Origin of the sequence: Streptomyces sp. NPDC048516, assembly GCF_043199875.1 — a bacterium.
GTDB lineage: Bacteria > Actinomycetota > Actinomycetes > Streptomycetales > Streptomycetaceae > Streptomyces.
In genome coordinates, this window is sequence record NZ_JBICWS010000002.1 from 50,863 (window position 1) to 74,767 (window position 23,905).

Consider the following 23,905-nt stretch of genomic DNA (forward strand, 5'->3'; position numbering starts at 1 on the left):
ACGGACCGGTGCCCTCGCTTTGTGGCGATAATGCCCGATCGCAGTGGATCGATGCGGATCGTTCGTGCCCGTATGGGGCCATGCGTTATCCGTGTGTGACCGGATCTCGGCGAAGAGCTGCACCCTTCGGGGCATAGCCTTAGGCGTACTGCCTGTTGCGCCAAGGATTCGGAAGAGTTTCAGGGGAGAGGGGCCGGGCAGTCGAGCGGGGAAGGATGAGTTCCGGATGCGGTCCGTATTCATCCGGTACGAAAGCGAGCGAAAGGCTTCGAGCGCGTGTCGTTGAAGGTGGCAGAGGACGAAAAGGGCCCTTGGGCCGTACTCCAGGTGTCCGGTGAGATGGACCTGGTCACCTCACCGGCGGTGCGCCAGCATGTGCACGACGCGGTGGCGGACGGGCGGAGATCTGTGGTGCTCGATCTCTCCGAGGTGCGGTTCTGCGATTCCAGTGGTGTCGGCGTACTGATCGCCGCCCGCCGGCTGATGCGCTCCTGCCAGGGGCGGCTGCGGCTGATCCTCCCCGCCCAGGGCGCGGTGGACGGCTCGCACGTCAACCGGGTGCTGGCCGCACTGGGCGTGCGCCGGCTCTTCGAGGTCTACCCGGACCTGCGCACCGCCGTCGACGAAGCCGCCGCACCGCTCTCCGCCTGACGTCTCCGCCTGACGTCTCCGCCTGACGTCTCCGCCTGACGTCTCCGCCTGACGCGCCCCGGGCTGAGGTCCTGGGCTGACGCCTTCGGCACCGGAACCGGCCCGCTACCCGGCCGCTGCTCCAGCCCCGTGGCTCGCCCCACCTCACCCCGCTTCACCCTGCTCCGTACGGGAATTCCGCCCGTACGACGAAGCCGCCGTCGGAGGTGCGCCGCGCCTCCAGCGTTCCGCCGAGGCTCTGCGCGCGCTCGCGCAGCCCCACCAGGCCGTGTCCGCCTCCGGGAAGCGCGGGGACCGTCGCCGTCGCGTCCGGCGGCCCGTTGCGTATCTCCACCCGCAGCCCGCGCGCCGTACGGCCCCCGTCGGCCGTCTCCGTCCCGTACGCCGTCCCTGCCCCGTCGGCCGCGTCCGTCCCGTACGCCGCCTCGGCCCCCTCCATCCCGTACGCCACCTCTGCTCCGTCCGTCGCCGGGCCCCGGACCGTGTCCACCGGATCCACCCGCACCCGCACCCGCGCCCCCGGAGCATGCTTGCGGATGTTGGTCAGCGCCTCCTGGACCGTGCGGAAGGCCGCGCGCTCCACCGTCTTCGCGCCGCTCGCCCCGCCGGCACCGGACACCACCCCCCGCTCGTACGTCACATCCAGCGCGCTCATCTCGATCAGCCGCGGCAGTTCCTCCAGGTCCGGCTGGGGAGCCAGGTCCCGCGCCTCCGCCGCCTCACCGCCGTCCGCCCGCAGCACGCCCACCATGTGCCGCAGCTCCTCCAGCGTCCGTACGGACAGCTCCCGGATCGTCCTGGCACCCGCGCGCGCCTCCGCGTCCTCGGTGCTCACCTGCACCGCCCCCGCCTGCAGGCTGATCAGGCTGACCTGATGGGCCACCACGTCATGCATCTCACGGGCGAGCCGGGCACGTTCGGTGGTCTTGACCCGGTCGGCGAGCAGCCGGTCCTCACGGCGCAGGCTGCGGGTCAGATCCTCGACGCGGGAGGCCAGCTCCTGGCGGGTGCGCACCAGCAGCCCCAGGGCGATGGGCGCGGCCGAGGTGACGCTGGCGTCGATCAGCACCAGGGTGTTCTCCCGGTACGCGGTGAGTTCGAAGTCGGAGATCGGATACGGGAAGAAGTGCGCGGCGATCAGCAGCAGCGCACAGCCGCCGAGCAGCGCCCGGCCGGGGCGGCGGGCGGCCAGGGTGTAGAGCGCGATCATCGGCGCGAACCAGATGTAGCCGATGTAGAGCCCGGGAAGGGTGAAGAGGAAGACCAGCAGCGGGAAGCGACGGCGCATCAGCAGGGCGGCCGCCGCCGCCATCGAGACGCCCACTTCCAGGTCGAGTCCGATCCCGTTGACCAGCATCGCGTCGGCGATCGCCAGCAGAACGGGGACCGCCGGCGGAGCGGCCTTGCGCAGCCGTCGCCCCACCGGTCCGCGGGTCAGTGCCCGCCCCATGCCGGTGCCAGGCGCCGGGGCGCCCCGGCCGGACGTCCCACGGCTGCCGGGCGCCCGCGGGCCGGACGCCACCGAACCGCTACTCCTACCGGTCCCTCTGCCGGTCCCTCTGCCGCTCCCGCCCCCGCTTCTCACCACGCCCCCCGAGGGGCGCCCGTCACCAGACCGGCCCGGTCGGCGACGATGGCAGCCTGGATGCGGTTGATCCCGCCCAATTTCCCGAGCAGGGCGCGCACATGGTCCTTGACCGTACTGGGGGCGAGCCCCATCCGGTCGGCTATCTGGGCGTTGGCCAGGCCCTCGCCGAGCAGGGCCAGCACCTCGGACTCCCGCGGGGTCAGCCCGCTCACCGCCCGGTTCGCGGCGACCTGGTCCTCGGCGGTCAGATAGCCCCCGATCACCGCACGGGTGACCCCGGGATCGAGCACACTGCCGCCCGCCGCCAGCGTCCGCACTGCCCGTACGAGTTGTTCCGGATCGGAGTCCTTGAGCAGAAACCCGGCCGCGCCTGCACGCAGCGCCGCCGTCAGATACTCCTGGGCGTCGAAGGTGGTCAGCATCGCCACCACGGGCGGCTTCGGAGCGGCGCGCAGCCGGCGCAGGACGGTCAGCCCGTCCACGTCCGGCATCCGGATGTCCAGCAACACGACATCGGCTGCGCACCGCAGCACGGTCTCCACGGCCTCGGCGCCGCCGCAGTCCGCGACCATCTCGATGTCCGGGGCGGTCCCCAGGATCATCCGCAGTCCGGATCTGACCAGCCGCTCGTCGTCCACCACAGCGACACGGATCACCGGCCGCCCCTTTCTCCTTCGCGCCCATGCGAGCTCGCGAACCGCCCGTCGTCGCGCGATTCCGCTTCCCCGCCCTCCGGGACCGCCCTGTGGCGGCCCCGCACCCCCGCCGAGCGGCGGGGGTGAGCCCGCGACCTCTGGAGGATGCCGCGGGGAGGACCCCGCGGGCAGAGTTGTTCACATGCTGCACCACTGAAGAGGCCACAGGCCCAGGACGCGTTGCAGTTCACATCGGCGGCCGTCGCGACCCCCACACGCGGCGGCCGCTTCGCGCGTGCGGGGGCGTTCCGGAGGGGGATCTCCCCCGCACGCCCGGCAAGCGGCCTGGCGCCTCCTCAAAACCCCAGGTCAGACGGGCTATCGTCATCGGCTGACCGCGCACCGCGGCTCTGCGTGACCCGCAAGGCGTCCCGTAGCGCGGCAGTGAGCTGAGCCGACAAAAACCGCAACTGCCGCGCATCCACCGCCGGGTCATCGATCAGCGTCCGCGCGTGGTCCAGCAGCCCCGCCCCCATCCTGAGTTGCAGCGCCTCGAGCTGATCGGCGCGCCGGGAGAGCGGGCTGTCATCCCGGTCCGTGAGGAGATAGCAGGGTTTGCCGTCCTGACCGGTCCAGGGGAGCAGCCGGGGGGCGGTGCGGAGGGGGGTGCGGACGGGGGAGCGTGGGTCACGTCGACCTGCCTTTCGTGGGGTGGCATGGCCCCGGCCGCCAGGGGCGGCGGGGCCCGTCGTGCTCGACTCTCGCGCCGACCGTCGTTCTCGCCCATCCCAACTCCCTATAGGACCGCCCTACATTGGAAACATGGGTGACTTTGATGCCGGCCTGTGGTCGCACCCTCGGCTCGCGACGGCCCTCTTCGACGAAGACTGGGGCGCCGTCTTCCGTACGTACCGGCGGCTTGCCGGTATCAGTCAGATGAGACTCGGCGAGCTGGTCGGGCTGGTCCAGCCGGATGTCTCGGAGATTGAGCGCGGCCGTCGCCGGGTCACCTCCGCGGAGGTGCGGCAGCGCATCGTTGCGGGGCTCGGCATCCCCCGGGAGCGGCTTTCGGTCGCGGCGCCGGGCCTGGAGGCGCTGCCGGTACCAGGGCTTACGTTCTCCGGAACCGCCCCTGACGAGGACTTGCTCTCACGCGTCACCAATGCCGTGGACGGCTCCCACCGTGTCGACACCGCGACCCTGGACTGGCTCGACCGTCTCCTGGCCGAACACCGAAGGGCCGAGGACTTCATCGGCTCCCGTCCGCTGGTCGCGGTGATGAGCCAGCAGCTCCGCACCGTGGTGGACCTCTATGGGGGTGCGCGGGGACCGTTGGCGGAGCGGGTGGTCCGACTCGCCGCCGAGCACGCCCAGTTCCTCGCATGGATGGCCCAGGATCAGGGGCAGTCGGCCGCCGCACTGGCGTGGTACGACCGCTCCCACGAGTGGGCCCTGGAGGCAGGGGACTGCGACATGGCCGCCACCACGCTCAGCATGAAGGCGCATATGGCCTGGTCCGGAGGCCGGGGGAGTCGGTGCGTACGGCTCGCCGAGGCCGCCCGCTGGTCGGCACCGCATACGTCACTGGGTGTGCAGGGTATGGCCGCCCAGATGGAGGCCCGGGGGCATGCGCTCAGCCATGCTCCGGACGACGCCCACCGTCTGCCGGACGACGCCCAGGGCCTGATCAGCCGCGCCGCCCAGCGCCCTGAGGACGAGCCGCCGTGGATGTACTTCTACGACGAGACCTGGTTCACCCTCCAGCGCGGCATGGCCGCGATGCACCTCGGCGACTGGCCGGGAGCCACGCGTCACATCACCGCGGGCCTCGATGCCCTGCCGACCGGTTACCGCCGCGACCGGTCCTGGTACCTGTCCTGCCTGGCCCATGCCCATGCGGCAGCGGACGAGGCCGAACAGGCCCTGACCGCGGCCCTGCTGACCGTCCCCGACGCGGCCGACATCGGACGCCCCCACGCGTGGAACGAGCTGCACACCACGGCGTCCGTACTGCTGCGCCGACGAGCCCCGGAGGGGCGACGGCTCGCGGATGCACTCAGGGAGCACGACTGACGCTCACCGCGTCGGCCCCGAGCCGACCGAAGAGGCGCAAGCCCGGCGGCGAACACGGTCATTTCTGCCCGATTCCGGGCAGAATATCTGGACGTTCCGGCGGGTTCGCTCTAGTGTGATCGCTCATGATCAAGGACATCCGTATGCGTCCGCTCCCCACCGGCGCCGAGGCCGTGGTCTTCGACTGCGACGGCTTGCTGGTCGACACCGAGGCCTGCGCGACCGTGGCGGAAACGGCCATCTTCGCGGCGCACGGCCACCCCTTCGGGCCGGAACAGAAAGCCCTGGTCATCGGCCGCACCGTGGAGGCCGCCGGAGAGGCCATGGCGCAGTACTTCGGGCGCCCTGACGCCGGTGCCGAACTCGCCGCCGAACTCCTCCAAAGGGTCCGCAAGGAGCTTTCCCGAGGCGCCGCGGCCCTGCCCGGGGCGAGAGACCTGGTTCGTGCCTGCCGGGCGGCCGTCCCCGTCGCCGTGGCCAGCAACAGCCCCCGGGAACTGCTGGACGCCGCGCTGCGGTCGGCCGGCCTCGCCGACTGCTTCACCCACTCGTTCGCCGCCGACGAGGTGCGTTCCCCCAAGCCCGCACCGGAGCTCTACCTCACGGCATGCGCGGCACTCGGTGCGGCCCCGGAGCGTTCCGTCGCCTTCGAGGACTCGGCCACCGGCATCGCCTCGGCGCGCGCTGCCGGGCTCTACGTCGCGGTCGTACCGTCCCTTCCGGGGGCCGGCCTCGACCACGACTGGCTGGGTGACAGCCTGGCCGACCCCGCATTGCGGGACTGGGCCAGGGGGCTGGGTCAGGAAGCCGGGGCGTGACACCGCCGGCCGGCTGACCCGTCCTCTTCGAGCTCGCGCACGACACCCCTGCGGGCCCCTGCATGGCGCGCACGAGCCCTGCGGTCCCCTGCATGGCGCGCACAACACCCCTGCACGGCGCGCCCGCTCAGCCCCCGCGGACCGCGCACGGCGCCCCGCCCCCGCCCCCTACAGGCCCCCGCCCCGTCCCACCGCCGCCGCCCGCAACCCCTCCGTCCGCATGCCGCCGTACGGGCCGAAGCCGCGGCCGGTGGCCAGGACGACCACCGAGGTCATGGCAGCCAGGGCGTAGGCGGTCGTGGCGAGCGACAGGGCGCCCTGGGGGGTTTCGAAGGAGCGGTTGAAGAAGTCCGTCACGGTCAGCAGGACGACCGTCCGCACGGTGATGTACAGCTCCAGCGCGGCGAACACCAGGAGCGCGCCGCGCACTTCCCGTCGTCCTCGTAAGGCCAGCACCCCGAGGACGAGGAGGGCGAGTACCGATCCGACGGTGGTGAACGGGATGGGCGCCGCCAGATCGAGGGTGCCGAGCACCGAGCCGTCGACCGCGTCATGCAGGTAGTGGCCCATGTCCCCCTCGGGGGTCGCCAGATCGCCGACGAGCCAGCCGAGGCGTGCCAGGCACATCAGCAGGAACAGCACCCCGCAGATCCGGGACGGGCGGCGGCGCCAGGTTTCCGGGCCGTCCGCCGCCGGGGTCGACGGGTGCCCGCCGCGGCGGCGCTCGGTGGCCGGGAGCATCGTGCACAGCACGACCAGTGCCACCACCAGCCCCAGCCCCCGGGTGGCGAGTACCCAGCCGCCCAGCGGGTCGTTGCCGTACAGGTCGCGGTAGGCGGCGTCGAAGAGGCCCACGCCCTCCCGCAGGGAGACGGCGAGCAGCACCCAGCCGGACAGCAGCGCCGCGGAGCGCGCCACCCGTCGCCGGGCCAGTGCCAGCCCGGCGATCACCAGGAACCCGACGGTGAAGGCCCATTCGTACGGGCCGAGGATCTGGGTCGTGGGGGAGGCGCCCGGGTCGAACAGGCCCTCCAGGAAGTCCCAGACGTTGCCGTCCCCTTGGGCGATGCCGTAGGCCGTCCAGGCGAGCAGCACACCGGAGTAGAGGGCGAGGAACAGGGCGGTCGTACGGTAGGCGCCGCCGTGCTCCGGGGCGGCCCGGCCCGGATCGGGGCCCGGACGGACATCCACCGTTCCACCGTCCTGCATCACCATGACCGACCCCCGATCCGCTTCTCGTGGCCACCGCACCGGTTGTTCCCGTACGACAGCCTCACTGTGTCAAGGACGGTGGAAGAGCAGGTGGAGGTTCCACCCCGTGTGTCGTGCGGACCGGGGTTCCCGGGGGTCCGCCGGACAACTGCCTCCACGGGGGCAGGCCGGCAACTGCCTCCACGGGGCAGGGCGGCAACTGCCTCCGTGGGGACGGGGATCAGGGCGGGCCGGGGCGGCGTCGGGTCCCGGGCGACCTTGGCCGGTCCCCGAGGTGACGCCCTTCCCGTGGGGGGCCGGTGCGGGAAGATGGGCTCATGGGGATCTTCGGGGGCGAGGGCCGGCTGATCGGTGGCCGGTACCGCCTGGCAGTACGGCTGGGCCGCGGCGGTATGGGGACGGTCTGGCGCGCCACCGACGAGCTGCTGGCCCGCCAAGTCGCGGTGAAGGAACTGCACTTGGACGAGGGCGTGGAGGAGGGCGCGGGCCAGGGCGCGAGCGGGCCGGAGCCGCGGGTGCAGCGCGAGCGGGCGATGCGGGAGGCGCGGACGGTCGCCGGGATCAAGCACCCGAATGTGATCGTCGTGCATGACGTCGTCGAGCAGGACGGCCGGCCGTGGATCGTGATGGAGCTGGTGGAGGGCTTGTCGCTGGCCGACCGGCTGCAGAGCGGCGGGCCGGTCGCGCCGCGTGAGGCGGCCCGGATCGGTGTCGCGCTGCTGGGCGCGCTGCGGGCCGCGCACACCCGCGGGGTGCTGCACCGCGACATCAAGCCCGCCAACGTCCTGATGGAGTCGGGCACCGGCCGGGTCGTGCTCACGGACTTCGGCATCGCCCAGGTCCCCGGTGTCACCACGCTGACCGACACCGGCGGCTTCGTCGGTTCACCCGAATACACCGCGCCGGAACGGATGTCAGGCAGCGGCACGGGGCCCGAGGCCGATCTCTGGTCGCTCGGGGTGCTGCTGTGCGCCGCGCTCAGCGGTGCCTCGCCGTTCCACCGCGACTCGTTGGGCGGTGTGCTGCATGCCGTGGTGTACGAGGACATCGAATTCCCGGAGGCCGCACGGGCGTTGCGCGCCGTCGTCGAGGGGCTGCTGGAGCGCGATCCGGAGCGCCGGCTGGGGGTCGCCGAGACGGAGCGGCTGTTACGGGGCTATCTGCGGTCGGGCCGCTCTCCGGAGCGCGGGGCGGGCGACCAGGGGGCCGGTCGTGCTCACGGTCATGGCCGCGGGAGTGGTCACGGAGGTGGTCATGATCGCGGCCACGGCCACGGCCACGGTCACGGCCGCGACTACGGTCATGGCGGCGCGGGTGAGGGGGGTGGCGGGGCCGTGGGCCGCGCCGCCGAGGCCGTGGCGGGCGCGAGCGGGCCGCCGGGGCCGGCCGGGCCCTGCTCCGGAGGGCCTCGCGCCCCGCATCACCCCGGGCCCGACGCCCACGCCTCCCCGTACGACGGACCCGGCGACGGCCTGCCGAGTGAACACCCGCCCAGCGAGGCTCCGTTGGCCGCGGGTACGCCGTCCGCTGCCCCGTCCGGCCCCGGCCGTGCGCCCACCGGAGACGAAAGCGGGAGCGGAGGCGGCGACGGCGGCGGAGGCGGTGGTGAAGAAGGCGGAGGCGGCGATGAAGCCGGTGGTGAAGACGGCCGCGGAGGCGCCGGGCAGCCGGGCGGGTGCCCGGGCGGGCGCGGGGGCGGCCGGGCCCCGGGTGCGCCGATCCGTGCCGCGCTCGACGACCGGGCGCTGGCGGCGGCCGCCCGGCCGCACACCGGCCGGCTCCGCACCGTCCTGCTGGTGGCGCTCGCGGTGGTGGTGATCGGCGGCGCGGGTGCGGGCCTCGCCGTCCTGCTGATGCACCCGGACGGGAGCGACGGCGCAACCGGCGGCGCAACCGGCGGCGCAACCGGCGGCCGGTCCCCGCAGGCCTCGGACGCGAGGCCGGGACCGGGGCCCGCGCGGACTCCCGGCCTCGGTCCCGGCCCAGGCGGCGCACAGCCCACCGTCACGGTCACCTCGTCGCCCGCCCCGGGGGCCACCGGCACGATCCCCGCCGGCTACCGGCTCGTCCACGACCCGGCCGGCTTTGTGCTCGCCGTACCGGCCGGCTTCACCCGCTCGTACGAGACGGGCCGCGTCTACTACTCCTCGCAGGGGAGACGGTTGCGGATCGGCATCCAGCTGCGGAAGCGGGTGCCGGAAGGGCCGCTGGGGGCGATGCGGACGGCCGACGCGGAGGGTCCCGCGCACTACCGCGGCTACCGTCAGGGGCGGGTCACCGAGACCACCCACCACGGGTTCAGGGCCGGGCGCTGGGAGTTCGTCCGGGACGGCGGTGCGCAGGACGGCGGCCCCCGCTGCACCTACGACCTCAGCTGGGACGAGGGCGGCCGGATGATCGACGTGTGGATCTCCTTCCCGGTCGGCGCGCGCACCGAGGCCGCGCGGCACTTCGACACCGCGCTCGACGCGTTCCGGCCGAACGGGGCGTGACCGGGGCGTGACCGGGGCCGTGATCGTGTGACCCGGGGCCCCGGTCGTCCCAGACCAGCCCCCTTACGGCCAGCGGGCACTGGCGTGATGGTGCGTACGGCGTGAAAACTCATTACTCCCGGGTACACAAAGCGTCCGGGGAGGAATACGCTCGCCGACATGACGGACTCGCAGGACACCGGAACAGCCTCCCCCGAGGCCCCCGCCGCGGCCCCGGAGGCCACCGCCCCCGAGGCGCCCGCCAAGACTCCCGCGGTCGCCAAGACTCCCGCGGTCGACGAGACTCCCGCGCCCGACGAGGCCCCTGCCGCCCCCGCCGACGGCAACCCGGTCGCCGCCACCCCGGCGGGTGCCCGTACCGCGGCGGATGTGGTCACCCCTGAACTCGCCGCCCGGCTCACCCGTGGCGTCGTCGGCGCGGGCCGCACCGCCAACCACACCCCGTTCACCGGCGAGAAGCTGGCCGACCTGCCCGAGTCCACCCCCGAGGACGTCGCCACCGCCTTCGAGCGGGCCCGCGCCGCCCAGGAACGCTGGGCCAAGGTCCCGGTCAAGCAGCGCGCCGCGGTCCTGCTCCGCTTCCACGATCTGGTGCTGCGCCGCCAGGCCGAAGTGCTCGACCTGATCCAGCTGGAGACCGGCAAGGCGCGGCTGCACGCCCATGAGGAGGTGCAGGCGGTCACCGTCACCGCCCGCCACTACGGCCGCAAGGCCCACGCCTACCTCAAGCCCAAGGCCCGCACCGGCGTCGTACCGACCCTCACCAAGGTCACCGAACTCCGCCAGCCCCGGGGCGTCGTGGGGCAGATAGCCCCCTGGAACTACCCCTTCGAACTGTCCGTGGGCGACGCCCTGCCGGCCTTCGTCGCGGGCAACGCCGTCGTCATGAAGCCCGACACGGAGACCGCGCTCACCGCGCTGTGGGCCCGGGAACAGCTCATCGAGGCCGGGCTGCCGGAGGACGTCTGGCAGGTCGTACTCGGCGAGGGACCGGTCGTCGGCCCCGCCGTCGTCGAGCACGCCGACTACGTCTCCTTCACCGGCTCGACCCGTACGGGCCGCGAGGTCGCCCAGGGCGCCGCCGCCCGGCTGGTCGGCGTCTCGCTCGAACTCGGCGGCAAGAACGCCATGCTGGTGCTGCGGGACGCCGACGTGGAGAAGGCCGCTGCCGGTGCCGTCCGCGGCTGCTTCGCCTCCGCCGGCCAGCTGTGCATCTCCATCGAGCGGCTGTACGTCCACGAGTCCATCGCCGATGACTTCCTCCAGCGGTTCGCCGCCCGTACGAAGGCGATGCGGCTGGGCAACTCCCTCGCCTACGGCGCCGACATGGGCTCCCTGGTCGGCGAGCGCCAGCTGGAGACCGTCACCCGCCATGTCGAGGAAGCCGTCGCCAAGGGCGCCCGGCTGGTCGCCGGCGGCCGCCCCCGCCCCGATATCGGCCCGCTGTTCTATGAGCCGACCATCCTCGACGGCGTTCAGGCCCCGATGGCGGTCTGCGACGAGGAGACCTTCGGCCCGGTCGTCTCCATCTACCGCTTCAGCGACGAGGACGAGGCGGTGGCGCTCGCCAACGCCACCCCGTACGGCCTGAATTCCAGCGTCTGGACCAAGGACGGCCGCCGTGGGCGCGCGGTCGGCGCCCGGCTGCGCACGGGCACGGTCAACGTCAATGAGTCCTACGCCGCCGGGTACGCCAGCGTGCAGGCGCCGATGGGCGGCATGGGGGACTCGGGCCTGGGCCGCAGGCACGGCTCCGAGGGCATCCTCAAGTACACCGAGGCGCAGACCGTTGCCCATCAGCGCCTGATGCCGCTGGCGCCGTCCTTCGGCATGACCGACGAGAAGTACGCACAGTTCATGACCCGCAGCCTGCGGGCGATGAAGGCGTTCCGACTCCGCTAACACCCCCTCAGCAGGGAGAACCAGCCAGTGCCCCAGGAGAACTCTGCCCGAAATCAGAACGCGAACGGCGGCCGGGACGCCCAGGACAGCCCTGAAACCCAGGACAGCCCTGAGACCCATGACGCCACCGGAACCCGTACCGACGCCCCGGACACCCGTGCCGACGGCTCCGGCGGCTCCGACGGTCACGGCCCTGACGACGACCACGGCTATGACTACGACGTGCTCGTCGTCGGTTCGGGCTTCGGCGGCTCGGTCTCCGCACTCCGGCTGACCGAGAAGGGCTACCGCGTCGGCGTTCTGGAGGCCGGCCGCCGCTTCACCCGGCAGACCCTGCCGAAGAACTCCTGGGACATCCGCAACTACCTGTGGGCCCCGGCGCTCGGCTGCTATGGCATCCAGCGGGTGCATCTGCTCGGCAACGTCATGGTGCTCGCCGGCGCCGGGGTCGGCGGCGGCTCGCTGAACTACGCCAACACCCTCTACGTCCCGCCCGAGCAGTTCTTCGAGGACCAGCAGTGGGGCCATATCACCGACTGGCACGCGGAGTTGGCGCCGTACTACGACCAGGCCAAACGCATGCTCGGGGTACGTCTCAACCCGACGATGACGCCCTCCGACGTCCACCTCAAGGAGACCGCCGAGAAGATGGGCGTCGGCGACTCCTTCCACCTCGCGCCGGTGGGTGTCTTCTTCGGGGACGGGCGGGACGCCGTCAGCGGGGAGGAGACGGACGGGACGTCGAAGACCACGCCGGGCACGGAGGTCCCCGACCCGTACTTCGGCGGCAAGGGCCCCTCCCGCAAGGCGTGCACGGAGTGCGGGGAGTGCATGACCGGGTGCCGGCACGGCGCCAAGAACACCCTCAACGAGAACTACCTCCACCTCGCCGAGCAGGCGGGCGCCGTCATCCACCCCATGACCTCGGTCGTCACCGTCACCGAGGACTCCCGTGGCGGCTATGCCGTCGCCACCCTGCCCACCGACAACAAGCGCACCGGCCGGGGCCGCACCTTCACCGCCCGCCGGGTCGTCCTCGCGGCCGGTACGTACGGCACCCAGACCCTGCTGCACAAGATGAAGGACAGCGGACTGCTCCCCGGCCTCTCCGGCCGGCTCGGCGAGCTGACGCGGACGAACTCCGAGGCGCTGGTGGGCGCGCAGACCGACGACCGCCGCTACCGCAAACGGCACGGCACCAAGGCCGACTTCACCCGCGGTGTCGCGATCACCTCGTCGATCCACCCCGACGCCCACACCCACATCGAGCCGGTCCGTTACGGCAAGGGCTCCAATGCGATGGGCGCCATGTCCATCCTCCAGGTGCCCCTCGCCGGCCGCGGCTCGCGCGCCGCCCGGTGGGCCGCGAACTGCGCCCGGCACCCGATGCTGCTGCTGCGGTCGCTCTCCAACCGTCGCTGGTCCGAGCGCACCATCATCGGCCTGGTGATGCAGTCCCTGGACAACTCCCTGACCACCTACCGCAAACCGAACGGCCTCGGAAAGGGCCTGCTCACCGCCCGCCAGGGCCATGGCGCACCGAACCCCCAGCAGATCCCCGAGGCGACCGAGGCCGCCACCCTGCTGGCACAGGAGATCAACGGTTTCGCCGGCAGCAATGTCGGCGAGCTGATGGGCACACCGCTGACCGCGCACTTCCTGGGCGGCTGCCCGATCGGCGAGGACGCGGACCACGGCGTCATCGACCCGTACCACCGCCTCTACGGCCACCCGGGGATCTCCGTCGTCGACGGCTCCGCGGTCTCCGCCAACCTCGGCGTCAACCCGTCCCTGACCATCACCGCACAGGCCGAGCGCGCGATGTCGCTGTGGCCCAACAAGGGCGAGCCGGACCCGCGCCCCGCCCCGGGCCGGGCCTACCGGCGGCTGGCGCCCGTCGAACCGGCCCGCCCCGCGGTCCCTCCCCAGGCCTTCGGCGCGCTGAACCTGCCGTTCCTGGCCGTCCCGCCGGTGCCGCCGAAGAAGTCCCTGACGTAGGGGCCCCGGCGGAAGGCATCCGGAGGGCGTACAGAAGGCATACGGCCATGGCCGAAAAAGGGTGTCCTCTCGCCAAGAAGGCTGCCGTGATGCCGATCACTTCCGTCACGGCAGTCTCACAGGAGACTCACCACAGCCTCACGGCCGTCTCCTGGGCGTCACGAAGGCAGGGCACAGGGCCGGCCCGGCGACGGCCGTGCGCCGGGCGCACTCCCCCCACAGCGAAGGGCCCCGGATACCGTCCGCGAGGGGGGGTGCGGACGGCCACGGGGCCCTTTGCTTTCGGTGCCGGCGTCAGGGCAGCGCCGGCACCGACGGGCGGCGCTGGGGGGGGGGTAGCGCCGCTGGCTTATGGGTGGTGCGCGATGGTGCGAATGCCGCGGTGGTCGGACCAATGGCAGTGCAAAAGTCCATACCGGATACGGCAGGTCGTTCGTCAAGCATCGTCCTGGATGCGCCTCACCTGGCGCAACCTTTTCGACCGGATGCGGTCGGTCCCGGGCGTCCCCAGGACCGACCACCCCATCGGATGTGACCGGGCTGCTGTCCCCTGCTGACCGGTCACGGCTCCGGAGCGAGGTCCCACGACGCGGGCCGCGGCTGGCGGCCGGCGTCTCATCGCTCCGGGTTTCCGCCCGTGAGGCGGCGTCTACGCGTAGTCCTGCAGGCCGCGCCTGGCTGGCGTGGCACCGGGAACAACGAAGCCTCGCGGCGGCCGGTCACGCGCCGTACGGGTGAGTCGGCAACCGAACGCAGATCCGGCAGCTGCGCCGGGGCGCGCGTGTGCTTCGTCACGCGCCCCGGCCGGCCCCGAAACCGACCACATAGCGTCCAGAACCAGCCACGACCCCCACTGAGCCCCGATGCCGGACCGCCGGAATACCGGCCCGGAGCCGAGCCGGCCACCCCCCGGCAGCAGGCCGGGCCCCGCCTCCCGGCCCCAGCCTCCCGGGCCCCGTCTCCCGGCCCCGCCTTCCGTCCCCCTCAGATCTGCCCCCGGGACAGCTCCAGCAGGGTCATCGCCAGTGCGGTGCCCGGCCTGCCGAGCTGGTCGCGGTAGTGGGCAAGGATCTCCATCTCGCGGGAGAGGTTCACCCGCCGTCCGCCGGAGGAGAGGCGTTCGCGCTGGATGACGGCCGAGACGGCCATCCGTTCCTGGACGAGGCCGATGATCCGGCCGTCGAGATCATCGATCCGCTGCCGTGCGTCATGGATGATCCCGGCCGCCTCCGGCGTGTGGGCGCCGGTGCCGGTGCCGGTGTCGGTGCCGGGGGCGGGAGAGGGGGCGGTGGTGGTCCGAGGGCTCATGTCCGTATCTCCTGGGGTGAGTGGCCCCGGAGCCGATGATCGGTCCTGACAGACGCAGACGCCCCGGACCATTTCGGCCCGGGGCGCCTGGGAAGTTGCTTGTCAGTGGATCAAGCAGCACGACCATGGCAGCCGGACGGGCCGGTGCCATAGGTAAAGACGAAGGTCAGCTGCTTGGACATGGAGCCAAGTATGAGCCCGTTAGAATCGAAAGTCCAACCCCTGCTCCACACCGCCGGAAGGCCGCCGAAGTGCCATCAGCGCCCCCTGCCGCTGCCCCGGACGTCGTCCTCGTAGTCGACTTCGGCGCACAGTACGCCCAGCTCATCGCCCGACGGGTCCGTGAGGCCCGGGTCTACAGCGAGATCGTGCCGTCCACCATGCCGGTGGCGGAGATGCTCGCGAAGAACCCGAAGGCGATCATCCTCTCCGGCGGTCCCTCGTCGGTCTACGCCGAAGACGCCCCCAGCCTGGACCGCTCGCTGTTCGAGGCCGGTGTCCCGGTCTTCGGCATGTGCTACGGATTCCAGCTCATGGCGATCGCCCTCGGCGGCACCGTCGACAACACCGGCGCCCGGGAGTACGGCCGTACCCCGCTGTCCGTCGCCCGCCCCGGATCCACCCTCTTCGAGGGCACCCCCACCGAGCAGTCGGTGTGGATGTCCCACGGCGACGCCTGCTCGGCCGCGCCCGAGGGCTTCACGGTCACCGCGTCCACGGACGTGGTGCCGGTCGCCGCCTTCGAGAACGACGAGAAGAAGCTCTACGGCGTCCAGTACCACCCCGAGGTCATGCACTCCACGCACGGCCAGCAGGTCCTGGAGCACTTCCTCTACCGCGGTGCGGGCATCGAGCCGAGCTGGACCACCACCAGCGTGGTCGAGGAGCAGGTCGCCGCGATCCGCGCCCAGGTCGGCACCAAGCGCGCCATCTGCGCGCTGTCCGGCGGCGTGGACTCCTCGGTGGCCGCGGCCATCGTGCAGAAGGCCATCGGCGACCAGCTGACCTGCGTCTACGTCGACCACGGCCTCCAGCGCAAGGGCGAGTCCGAGCAGGTCGAGAAGGACTTCGTGGCCGCCACCGGCGTCCAGCTGAAGGTCGTCGACGCCGAGGAGCGCTTCCTGACCGCGCTGGCCGGGGTCAGCGACCCCGAGCAGAAGCGGAAGATCATCGGGCGCGAGTTCATCCGCGTCTTCGAGCAGGCCCAGGCCGAGCTGGTCGCCGAGGCCGGCGCCGAGGGCGAGGAAGTCGCCTTCCTGGTCCAGGGCACGCTCTACCCGGACATCGTCGAGTCCGGCGGCGGCACGGGGACCGCCAACATCAAGTCCCACCACAACGTGGGCGGGCTCCCCGACGACATCGAGTTCCAGCTCGTCGAGCCGCTGCGCCAGCTGTTCAAGGACGAGGTCCGGATGGTCGGCTCGGAGCTCGGCCTGCCGGACGAGATCGTCCACCGCCAGCCGTTCCCCGGCCCCGGCCTGGGCATCCGCATCGTCGGCGAGGTCACCAAGGAGCGCCTGGACCTGCTGCGCGAGGCCGACGCCATCGCCCGCGAGGAGCTGACCGCGGCCGGTCTGGACCGCGAGATCTGGCAGTGCCCGGTGGTCCTGCTCGCCGACGTCCGCTCGGTCGGCGTCCAGGGCGACGGCCGGACGTACGGCCACCCGATCGTGCTGCGCCCGGTGTCCTCCGAGGACGCGATGACCGCGGACTGGACGCGGATGCCGTACGACGTGCTGGCGCGGATCTCGACCCGCATCACCAACGAGGTCGCCGAGGTCAACCGCGTCGTCCTCGATGTCACCAGCAAGCCCCCGGGCACCATCGAGTGGGAGTGATCCCGCCCGTCGGGTGATCCCGCCCGTCGTGGGCAGGGGTTCCGCCGACCGCCTGATGATGCCGCCGCTCGGACCGACCGAGCGGCGGCATCGTCGTGTCGGCAGCCCGCAGAATTCTGCGGGCCGGGCCATTCCCACCGGCCCCGGCCCTGGTTACCTGCGGTAGTGGAAGGTAGCTTCCGCATCGAGCATCAAGCGCCGTACGTGCCAGGAGGAGAGCCGCGATGCCCGAGCCGACCCCGATACCCACCGACCAGCTGCAGTTCGCGATGCCGCCGACGCACCAGACCGTCGAGGACGAACGGCGCCACCGCAAAGAGCGCCTGGTCGTGGCGCTGCGCCTGTTCGGGCACTACGGCTTCGAGGAGGGTGTCGCGGGCCATATCACCGTGCGCGACCCGGAGTTCCCCCACTGCTTCTGGGTCAATCCCTTCGGCATGTCCTTCCGGCACCTCACGGTCAGTGATCTGCTGCTGGTGAACGCGGAGGGGAAGGTCGTCCAGGGCCGCCACCACGTCAACCAGGCGGCGTTCGCCATCCACGCCCAGGTCCACCGGGCCCGGCCCGACGTCGTCGCGGCCGCCCACAGCCACTCCACGTACGGCCGGGCGCTGTCCGCGCTGGGGGAGCTGCTGGACCCGATCACCCAGGACGTCTGTGCGTTCTACGAGGACCATGCGCTCTTCGACGACTACACGGGCGTGGTGGTGGACGAGGCGGAAGGCCGGCGGATCGCGGCTGCCCTCGGGCCGCACAAGGCGGTGATCCTGCGTAACCACGGTCTGTTGACGGTCGGCGACTCGGTGGACGCGGCGGCGTGGTGGTTCGTCACGATGGAACGCTCCTGCCAGGTCCAGCTGACCGCGAAGGCCGCCGGCAAACCGGTCCTGATCGACCACCACAATGCCGTCCGCACCCGTGAACAGCTGGGGAACGACCTGGTGGCCTGGATCAACTACCAGCCGCTGTATCAGCAGATCGTGCGCAGCGAGCCGGATCTCTTCGGGTAGGGCGGGTCCGGCGGCAGGTCCGGCGGCAGGTCCGGTGGTGGGTCTGGTGGCCGGCCTGGTGGTGGGTTCGGTGGTGGTTCCGGTGGCTTGCCTGGTGGCGGGTTCGGTGACGGTGACGGGGCCGGGCCCGGTGGCAGGCTCTTCCGGATCGCCGCCCGGCCGGGCCCTGCGGGACGGGCCGCCCGTCCCGCAGGGCCCGGGGCCGTCTCACGGATGCGGGAACAGATCGAAGAACGGTGCGGCAGCGGCGAGGCCCCTGCTGAAGGGCGCGTCGAAGTCCCAGACGAGGAACAGCAGGAAGGCGATCAACGCGCTGAAGAGCCCGGCCATCAGCAACTCCCGCCCCGAGCGCCGGATCTGCAGGGTGAACATGACGCCGATCGAAATGGCGCCGCCGATGATCAGCCCGAACCACACCACGCCCGGCAGCGTGGAACCGGCCGCGTCCGCACGGGCGGAGCGGGCGCCGTCGGCCACCGCGACCTGGTCGACGAGGGGCTGGTAGGACTGCCCTTCGAAGTCGTTGCGCGGGTGGTAGTCGGTGACATCGGCCCGGACCTTCGTCAGCAGGTCGGTGCCGCGCCCGGTCAGTTCCCCCCGCTCGGCCATGGCCGGCCATTCCTTGTGCACGACGTAGGACACATAGGTGCCGACGTCCGAGCGGATGCGGTCCCGGACCGGCGCGGGGTAGGCCCGGGCCCGCGCGCTGACCTCGTGCAGCGCCTGTGCCTCGGTCCGTACGGTGTCCTCGGCCGCGCTCCTGGCCTCCCAGACCCCGGCGATGGCCAGGCCCAGCACGATCGCGTACACCACCCCCACCATCATCGTCAGATACTCGATCACATCGGGTGTTTCGGTCGGGTCGTCGTCCTCGCTGATCCGGCGTTCCTTGAGGACGGTGATGGTCAGGACGACGCCACAGGCGGCGACCATGGCGAGGGTCAGCACCAGCCATTGCGACATGGAGACCTCCTACGAGGAACGGCGCCCGGCGGAACCGGACGAGGAGCTCGAACGGGGACGGAGGGCGGCTCCGGCCAGTACGGCCGGGGCGGTGATCAACAGGGTCGTGGTGACAATGGAGCGCCCGGCGCGCGGCTTGTGGGACACCGGCGCATAACTGCGGGGCAGGGCGGGCGGAGGTGACGCCGGGCGGCTGACGACCGGCTTGGGCTTGGGCTTGGGCTTGGGCTTGGGTTCCGGTTCGGGCGGCGGGGCCGCGGGGCGGGCGCGGGGTGGGGGTGGCGGAGGCGGCGGGGGTGGTGGTGTCGGCCGGGGTCTGGGCGCGGGCGGCCGTGGGGGCGCGGGTTTCGGGCCCGGTGGACGGGGCGCCGGCTTGTGGGAGGCCGGGGGCGGGGGTTTGGTTTCGGTGCAGGGGAAGTGCCAGTGGCGGGGCATGGGGAAGCCGGTCGGTACGTCCACGGGGGGCGCGGTACCGGCATAGGCGCAGTTGTCGCCGGCCGGTGGCCGGTGGTAGCGGTCATGGGCGGTTGCCGTCGGCGCGCCGGCGAGCAACGCGGCGGCACCGGTCAGGAGCAGGAGAGCGGCGGCGGCCAGGAGTACGGCTCCCAGGCGCCGGATGCCGCGGAGCGCGCCGCGTCTGCCGAGTGCGCCGCGTCTGTCGGGTACGTGGGGTCTGCTGAGCCTGTGGGGTGCGTGGGGTGCGTGGGGTCCGTTCGGTTCCGTCGGGCTGTCCCGGGGGCGTGGTCTGTCTCTGTCCAGGTCAATGCGGCGGTGCGATCCATGAGGTCCGTGTATTTGGCACACGGCGAGAGCTTGCGCAGCGCGTGGACCGCTCAGCCATCGCCGTGCCCCGGTTCGCCCGAATAGGGGACGCGCCGGGCTTTCGCGGTCGGCCGCCGGTCAGGTGTGCGTAAGGGGGGCCAAGTCCGCGGACTCCGGTACGGATCTACCGGGCGCGCGACGGCACGGGGACCCACTCCGCGTACGTCAACGCGCCGATGCGCCCGCCACCCGTCACCAACTGGACGTTTGATATCCACCCCGGCCACCTGGGGCACAATTCGCCTTTGCAGACAACAAGTTGGCGGCGAGCGGCGGCGGGCGGTAACGGACGTGTCGGTTGAGGCGGCGGGCAGGATGGCCGGAACGGGCGAGCCGGGGGACGGCGCGGAGCGTGCCACCGGTGGCGAGTGCCAGTGCGGGCGGTGCCCGCACGGCGCCCGTACGGGGCACCGGCAGGCGGTTGCCGCGTTCATCGCGCTGCGCGAGGACTTCGCCGCCGGGCACGGGGTGCCGGCCGGGCTCACCCGCTCCGCCGGCGCCGCCCGCCAGTGGGTCTCCGATGAACTGACGCTGTCCGCACGGGAGGTGGCCAAGCGGGGCGCCGCCGAAGGGGCCGCCTGGCTGGCGTCCGTACGGTGGCGCACCCTGCTCGTCGTCTGGGGCGCGGTGATCGCACTGCTGCTCGGGCAGGCGCTGACCGCCATCGGCGGCGGCTGGACGGCGTCCCGTACGGCGGGACTGCTCGCGGCCGTCGTCCTCGCGCTGGGGCTGACGGCGGCGGCCTGGTGGCACCGCGCGCACGGCGGGGCGCTGGCGCCGCTGATCGGCGAGGACGGGCGGCTGTCCACCTCCCGGACGGTGGCGGCGGGCTGGGCGGCCGCGGTGCTGTTCGCCGTGCTGACGGCGGCCGTGCGGCTGGCGGCGGCCGCCGGGCCGGGGGAGCGGCGCGCACTGCTCCAGGGCCTGGAACTCGTCCGGTCGGGTGCCCTGCTGACGACGCTCGCCGTCGGGTGCGGGGTGGCCGTGGTGGCGTACGGGCTGGTGGCCGCGCGGGTGCGGTCGGGGCGGCTGCAGAAGGTCCCCGCCCAGCGGCCGCGGGCCGCCGACCTGCTGGCGGACGACGCGGGCCGGGGCAGCCTCCTGGATGTGCAGTACGTCCTGGTGAATGTGGCCGTGCTGGCGTTCGCCCTGGTGCGGCTGGCCGGGGAGCCGGGGCACCTGCCGCAGCTCCCCTGGGGGCTGGTGGTGCTCCTCGCCCTCTCCGGGGCGACCTATCTGTGGGGGAAGGCGGTGGCGGGCGGGCGTCCGGTGATCCTCTCCGTCGTCCGCTCCCGTGAGCTGGGTGATCTTGCCGCACCGGTCCGTACCGGCGACGACATCGAGATCCGCGGCGCCGGCTTCGTCCCGCCGGGCGCCGGGACACCCGACCGGCTCGCCCGGACCGTCGTACGGATCGGCGATGTCCACGTCCCCGTTCCCCTGGTTCCGGTGGCCGGCGGCTTCGCCAATCCGACGGACGGGGTGCTGACCGTGCCGGTACCGGTCGACGTCGAGCCGGGCCGGGTGACGGTCCGGGTGATCACGGCGGCGGGTGTGGAGTCGAATGGTTACCCGGTCGACGTGCTGGACTGAGGCCCACGGGAGGCGCGGCCGGGGCGTCGTGGGGGCGTGGCGGGGCCGGGGCGTGGCGGGGTCGGGGAATGCGGCGGGCCGGGGGAGCGCGAAACGGCCCCCGAGGGTGGCTGGGGCGGTGCGGCACCGCCCGGCCGCCGTTGCGTGATGGTTTTGTGTGCCGCGACCGCGCGAAGTGCATCGGTCCGTTGAACCTCTCGCGTACGTGCGTACGTATCTCCCCAGGAGGCGTGGGCGGGGGCACAATCGTCTGCGCCCGGAGGCAACGGAGAGGCGGACGTCATGGTTCACGCGAATCGCACGATCGGTGCCGAATTGGGGGGAGTGGCCGTTGAGGGCTCCGGCGTCGCCGGGCTGCGGGGGCGGCTGGCGCGCCATGCGCTGCTGCCGTTGCGGCTGTTTCTGGGCGCGACCTTCCTCTATGCGGGCATCGACAAGCTGCTGGACCGGTCGTTCCTGGCGGCCGGCGGCGCGGGGTCGATCGGTGAGACGCTGCGCCAGGTCCATGACGCGGCGGCGCTGCCGCAGCTCGTGGACCTTGCGCAGCAGAGCCCGGTCGGCTTCGGCTACGCCATCGCGGCGGGCGAACTCGCGGTGGGCCTCGGGACCCTCGTGGGCCTGCTGGGGCGGCTGGCGGCGCTGGGTGGTGCGCTGATCTCGCTGTCCCTGTGGCTCACCGTGAGCTGGGCGACCACTCCGTACTACTACGGCAACGACCTCGCCTACCTGATGGCCTGGGTCCCGCTCGTACTGGCCGGCACCCCGCGGTTCTCCCTGGACGCGGCCTGGACCCACCGCCGCAAGCGGCATGGGACGCAGTTGTTCGGCTAGCGAAACGCGATTGTCCGGCTGACGAGAGGAAGCTGTCCGGTCGGGACGAAGCTGTCGGGGTCGGGACGAGGCTGTCCGGCTGAGACGCCGTCGTCCGGCCGGGACACCGTCGTCCGGCCGGGACACCGTTGTGCGGCCGGGACGCCGTTGTGCGGCCGGGACGCCGTTGTGCGGTCGGAGAGTTGACGCGACCTGGTAGGGCGCCGCCGGGCGGGCGGTCGTTCCATGGCGGCGCGGGGCGGGCGGGGGCGGCGTCACGGGGGTCAGGTGTGCGGCAGGGGTGGCGGGTCGGTGTGCGGGGCGTCGCGGCGGGTCGTGGCCCGGACGGCGGCGGTGATGCCGGAGAGGACCAGGCCGGCGGGCAGGGCGAGGAAGAGCCAGAGGCCGGGGGCCCGCCAGAGGCCGAGGGCGTCGAGACCGTAGCCCACGCCGATGGCGAGGGCGGTGAGGCCCGCGATCAGCCGAGCCGGTTCGAAGCGATGGCGTTTCACTCGGGGGCTCCCTCGGGGGTGGGGGCGGTCAAAGGTGCGGGGACCGATGGCGCGGAGGCCGACGGGGTGCGCGCCGACGCTGCCGAGAGGGTGGGCCTGGACGGCGGGGGTGCCCACGGTGCGGGTGCCGACGGGGTGGCGGCCGAAGGAGGAGAGGCCGGTGTCGCGCGCTCGATGGCGACCTGGCCCGCGCCGAGTTCGAGGTCGAGATCCAGCGAGCCGCGCGGCTTCTCACCCTTCTTGAGGCCGTCGGCGGGCAGCGTGATGGTCCGCCGGTCGACTCGCGCCGAGAAGTCCACGTCGTGCGGCGATTCACCGGGCAACTGGATGTCGCCGAAACCGAGGGAGATATGGAGGCGGGTGGTGACGCCTTGCGGCAGTGTCACCTGGAGGCGGCCGAAGCCCACCCGCGCGCTGGTGTGGAGCGTACGGCCGTCCTTGAGGGGCAGGGCGCCGAGGTCCAGCCTCCCATCCCCCGAACCGACCTCGTAGTGCGGCCGGACAGAGCCGAGCGTGGCGGGGGTCCAGGTGCGCTCCTGCCAGTCGGTGGTGAAATTGTCGGGCAGCGCCGTCGCGGCCGTCAGCAGCACGGCCGTGCACACCACCATGAAGACCGTGCCGCCGCCCGTCCGCCCGCACCAGGCGCTGAGGACGAGTCCCAGGCCGAAGACGACCAACGCACCTGCCAGCCCTGCCTGGAGGGCGGGCGCGAAGCCGCTCCGGTGGGAGACGGCGAGGGCCGTGGCGCCTCCGGCGAGCAGCGCGAGCAGGAACGTCCAGCCGCCGACCGGGCGGCCGCTGGGGCGGGTTCGGCGCAGCACGGGGGCGGGCGGTGCCCCGTACGGTGGCGGGCCGGGCGGGCTGCCGGCGTCGGGCCAGGGGCGGGGCCGGTCAGCAGCCGTCGCGCCCGCGCGGTGCTCGGGGCGGTAGGTGATGTCCAGCGGGAGCGGGGTGTTCTCCGGCCCCCACAGATAGCCCGGGCCGCCCGCCTCCTTGGAGCGCTGGTTGCGCCACCAGGACGGACTGGTCGGCACCGGGGGGGCCATGGTCTCGGGCGGGGCGTCGGCGACGGCCTGGGCGGTGGCGGCGTCCACCGACTCCGGGCCCTTGGCCTCCACTTCCCGGCGCCGCCGGGACCAATAGGCGGAACCTGCCGCCGCCAGCGTCAGCATGATGGCGAATGACATCATGCTGCCCTTGGCGAGGGTCGTCAGGAACAGTCCGCAGCCCACCAGCGCGAAGAGCAGGGCCGTCAGCGCGGAGCCCTCGACCCGGCCGGAGAGCAGCTTGCGGCCCTCGTTCTCGTCCTGCCCGTCGAGGGGGATGAGCAGCCAGGCGAAGCCGTAGACGATGAGGCCGAGCCCGCCGACCGAGAGCACGGCGAGCACGATCCGGAAGATCACCGGGTCGAGGTCCCACTGCCGGCCGAGCCCGCCGCACACCCCGCCGATCACCTTGTGCCGGCGGCTGCGGCGCAGCGGGGCCTGCGGCGGGGTGGGGCCGACGGGGTCGGAGGGCGCCGACTCGTCGACGGGGGCTGCATCGTTCATGGACCCATGGTGACAAGCGCGGCGCGCTCCGGGCATCAGTGGAAACCCTGGCAGGTCCCTGAGATTCCCCGACGGGACCCCGATATGCCCCCGGGGGGTCCCGAAACCCCTCGTGGGTTCGCATATGCCC

General features: G+C 72.7%; 16 protein-coding genes and 1 pseudogene. 10 read left to right on the top strand and 7 right to left on the bottom strand.

What is annotated here, in order from left to right; genetic code table 11:
- Positions 1-276: 276 nt before the first annotated feature.
- On the top strand, positions 277-651 hold the full coding sequence (locus tag ACGFR7_RS04155; protein WP_159471014.1) for an STAS domain-containing protein: 375 nt from the start codon (positions 277-279) through the stop codon (positions 649-651).
- Positions 652-805: 154 nt separating this feature from the next.
- Here ACGFR7_RS04155 and ACGFR7_RS04160 read toward each other — a convergent pair whose 3' ends face one another.
- Both ACGFR7_RS04160 and ACGFR7_RS04165 read right to left on the bottom strand, forming a co-directional pair.
- A complete protein-coding gene (locus ACGFR7_RS04160; RefSeq protein ID WP_393312745.1) occupies positions 806-2,101 on the bottom strand; it encodes a sensor histidine kinase in 1,296 nt (431 codons plus the stop codon).
- A gap of 131 nt (positions 2,102-2,232) precedes the next feature.
- Complete coding sequence (locus tag ACGFR7_RS04165; protein ID WP_393312747.1) at positions 2,233-2,895, bottom strand: response regulator; 663 nt, start codon at positions 2,893-2,895, stop codon at positions 2,233-2,235.
- A gap of 801 nt (positions 2,896-3,696) precedes the next feature.
- Between ACGFR7_RS04165 and ACGFR7_RS04170 the strand changes: the two genes are divergently transcribed.
- Together ACGFR7_RS04170 and ACGFR7_RS04175 are read left to right on the top strand one after the other, a co-directional pair.
- Positions 3,697-4,947 (top strand): helix-turn-helix domain-containing protein, encoded by a 1,251-nt coding sequence (locus ACGFR7_RS04170; RefSeq protein WP_393312749.1) that lies wholly within the window; start codon positions 3,697-3,699, stop codon positions 4,945-4,947.
- Positions 4,948-5,072: 125 nt separating this feature from the next.
- The gene (locus tag ACGFR7_RS04175; RefSeq protein ID WP_393312751.1) at positions 5,073-5,765 is read left to right on the top strand and encodes an HAD family hydrolase; all 693 of its coding nucleotides are present in this window, start codon (positions 5,073-5,075) and stop codon (positions 5,763-5,765) included.
- A 168-nt stretch (positions 5,766-5,933) separates the two neighbouring features.
- Here ACGFR7_RS04175 and ACGFR7_RS04180 read toward each other — a convergent pair whose 3' ends face one another.
- Positions 5,934-6,980, bottom strand: a complete 1,047-nt coding sequence (locus tag ACGFR7_RS04180; protein WP_393312753.1) for a hypothetical protein — start codon at positions 6,978-6,980, stop codon at positions 5,934-5,936.
- 314 nt (positions 6,981-7,294) lie between these two features.
- Here ACGFR7_RS04180 and ACGFR7_RS04185 point away from each other — a divergent pair, with 314 nt between their 5' ends.
- The 3 genes from ACGFR7_RS04185 (at position 7,295) to ACGFR7_RS04195 (ending at position 13,369) form a co-directional block, all read left to right on the top strand.
- Positions 7,295-9,469: a serine/threonine-protein kinase gene (locus ACGFR7_RS04185; RefSeq protein ID WP_393312755.1), complete on the top strand. Its 2,175-nt coding sequence runs from the start codon at positions 7,295-7,297 to the stop codon at positions 9,467-9,469.
- A 159-nt stretch (positions 9,470-9,628) separates the two neighbouring features.
- Positions 9,629-11,371, top strand: coding sequence for a succinic semialdehyde dehydrogenase (locus ACGFR7_RS04190; protein WP_393312757.1), 1,743 nt, complete (start codon positions 9,629-9,631; stop codon positions 11,369-11,371).
- A 222-nt stretch (positions 11,372-11,593) separates the two neighbouring features.
- On the top strand, positions 11,594-13,369 hold the full coding sequence (locus ACGFR7_RS04195) for a GMC oxidoreductase (RefSeq protein WP_393314144.1): 1,776 nt from the start codon (positions 11,594-11,596) through the stop codon (positions 13,367-13,369).
- A gap of 984 nt (positions 13,370-14,353) precedes the next feature.
- Here the strand turns inward: ACGFR7_RS04195 and ACGFR7_RS04200 are convergent.
- Positions 14,354-14,677 (bottom strand): chorismate mutase, encoded by a 324-nt coding sequence (locus tag ACGFR7_RS04200; protein WP_393312759.1) that lies wholly within the window; start codon positions 14,675-14,677, stop codon positions 14,354-14,356.
- 251 nt (positions 14,678-14,928) lie between these two features.
- Here ACGFR7_RS04200 and guaA point away from each other — a divergent pair, with 251 nt between their 5' ends.
- Positions 14,929-16,515, top strand: a complete 1,587-nt coding sequence (gene guaA / locus ACGFR7_RS04205; protein WP_393312761.1) for a glutamine-hydrolyzing GMP synthase — start codon at positions 14,929-14,931, stop codon at positions 16,513-16,515.
- Between the two features lie 218 nt (positions 16,516-16,733).
- Positions 16,734-17,525 (top strand): annotated as a pseudogene (locus ACGFR7_RS04210) (class II aldolase/adducin family protein); the annotation flags it as partial.
- Positions 17,526-17,732: 207 nt separating this feature from the next.
- Here the strand turns inward: ACGFR7_RS04210 and ACGFR7_RS04215 are convergent.
- The gene (locus ACGFR7_RS04215; RefSeq protein WP_393312763.1) at positions 17,733-18,488 is read right to left on the bottom strand and encodes a hypothetical protein; all 756 of its coding nucleotides are present in this window, start codon (positions 18,486-18,488) and stop codon (positions 17,733-17,735) included.
- A 1,137-nt stretch (positions 18,489-19,625) separates the two neighbouring features.
- On the opposite strand from ACGFR7_RS04215, the gene ACGFR7_RS04220 reads away from it, so the two are divergent.
- Entirely contained in the window at positions 19,626-20,903 is a 1,278-nt protein-coding gene (locus tag ACGFR7_RS04220; RefSeq protein WP_393312765.1) for a hypothetical protein, read from the top strand.
- A 282-nt stretch (positions 20,904-21,185) separates the two neighbouring features.
- Entirely contained in the window at positions 21,186-21,734 is a 549-nt protein-coding gene (locus tag ACGFR7_RS04225) for a TQO small subunit DoxD (RefSeq protein ID WP_393312767.1), read from the top strand.
- Positions 21,735-21,997: 263 nt separating this feature from the next.
- On the opposite strand, the gene ACGFR7_RS04230 is transcribed toward ACGFR7_RS04225, so the two are convergent.
- Both ACGFR7_RS04230 and ACGFR7_RS04235 read right to left on the bottom strand, forming a co-directional pair.
- Positions 21,998-22,225: a hypothetical protein gene (locus ACGFR7_RS04230; protein ID WP_393312769.1), complete on the bottom strand. Its 228-nt coding sequence runs from the start codon at positions 22,223-22,225 to the stop codon at positions 21,998-22,000.
- Complete coding sequence (locus tag ACGFR7_RS04235; RefSeq protein ID WP_393312771.1) at positions 22,222-23,775, bottom strand: PspC domain-containing protein; 1,554 nt, start codon at positions 23,773-23,775, stop codon at positions 22,222-22,224. Before ACGFR7_RS04235 ends, ACGFR7_RS04230 begins: the two co-directional genes overlap by 4 nt.
- Positions 23,776-23,905 lie beyond the last annotated feature (130 nt).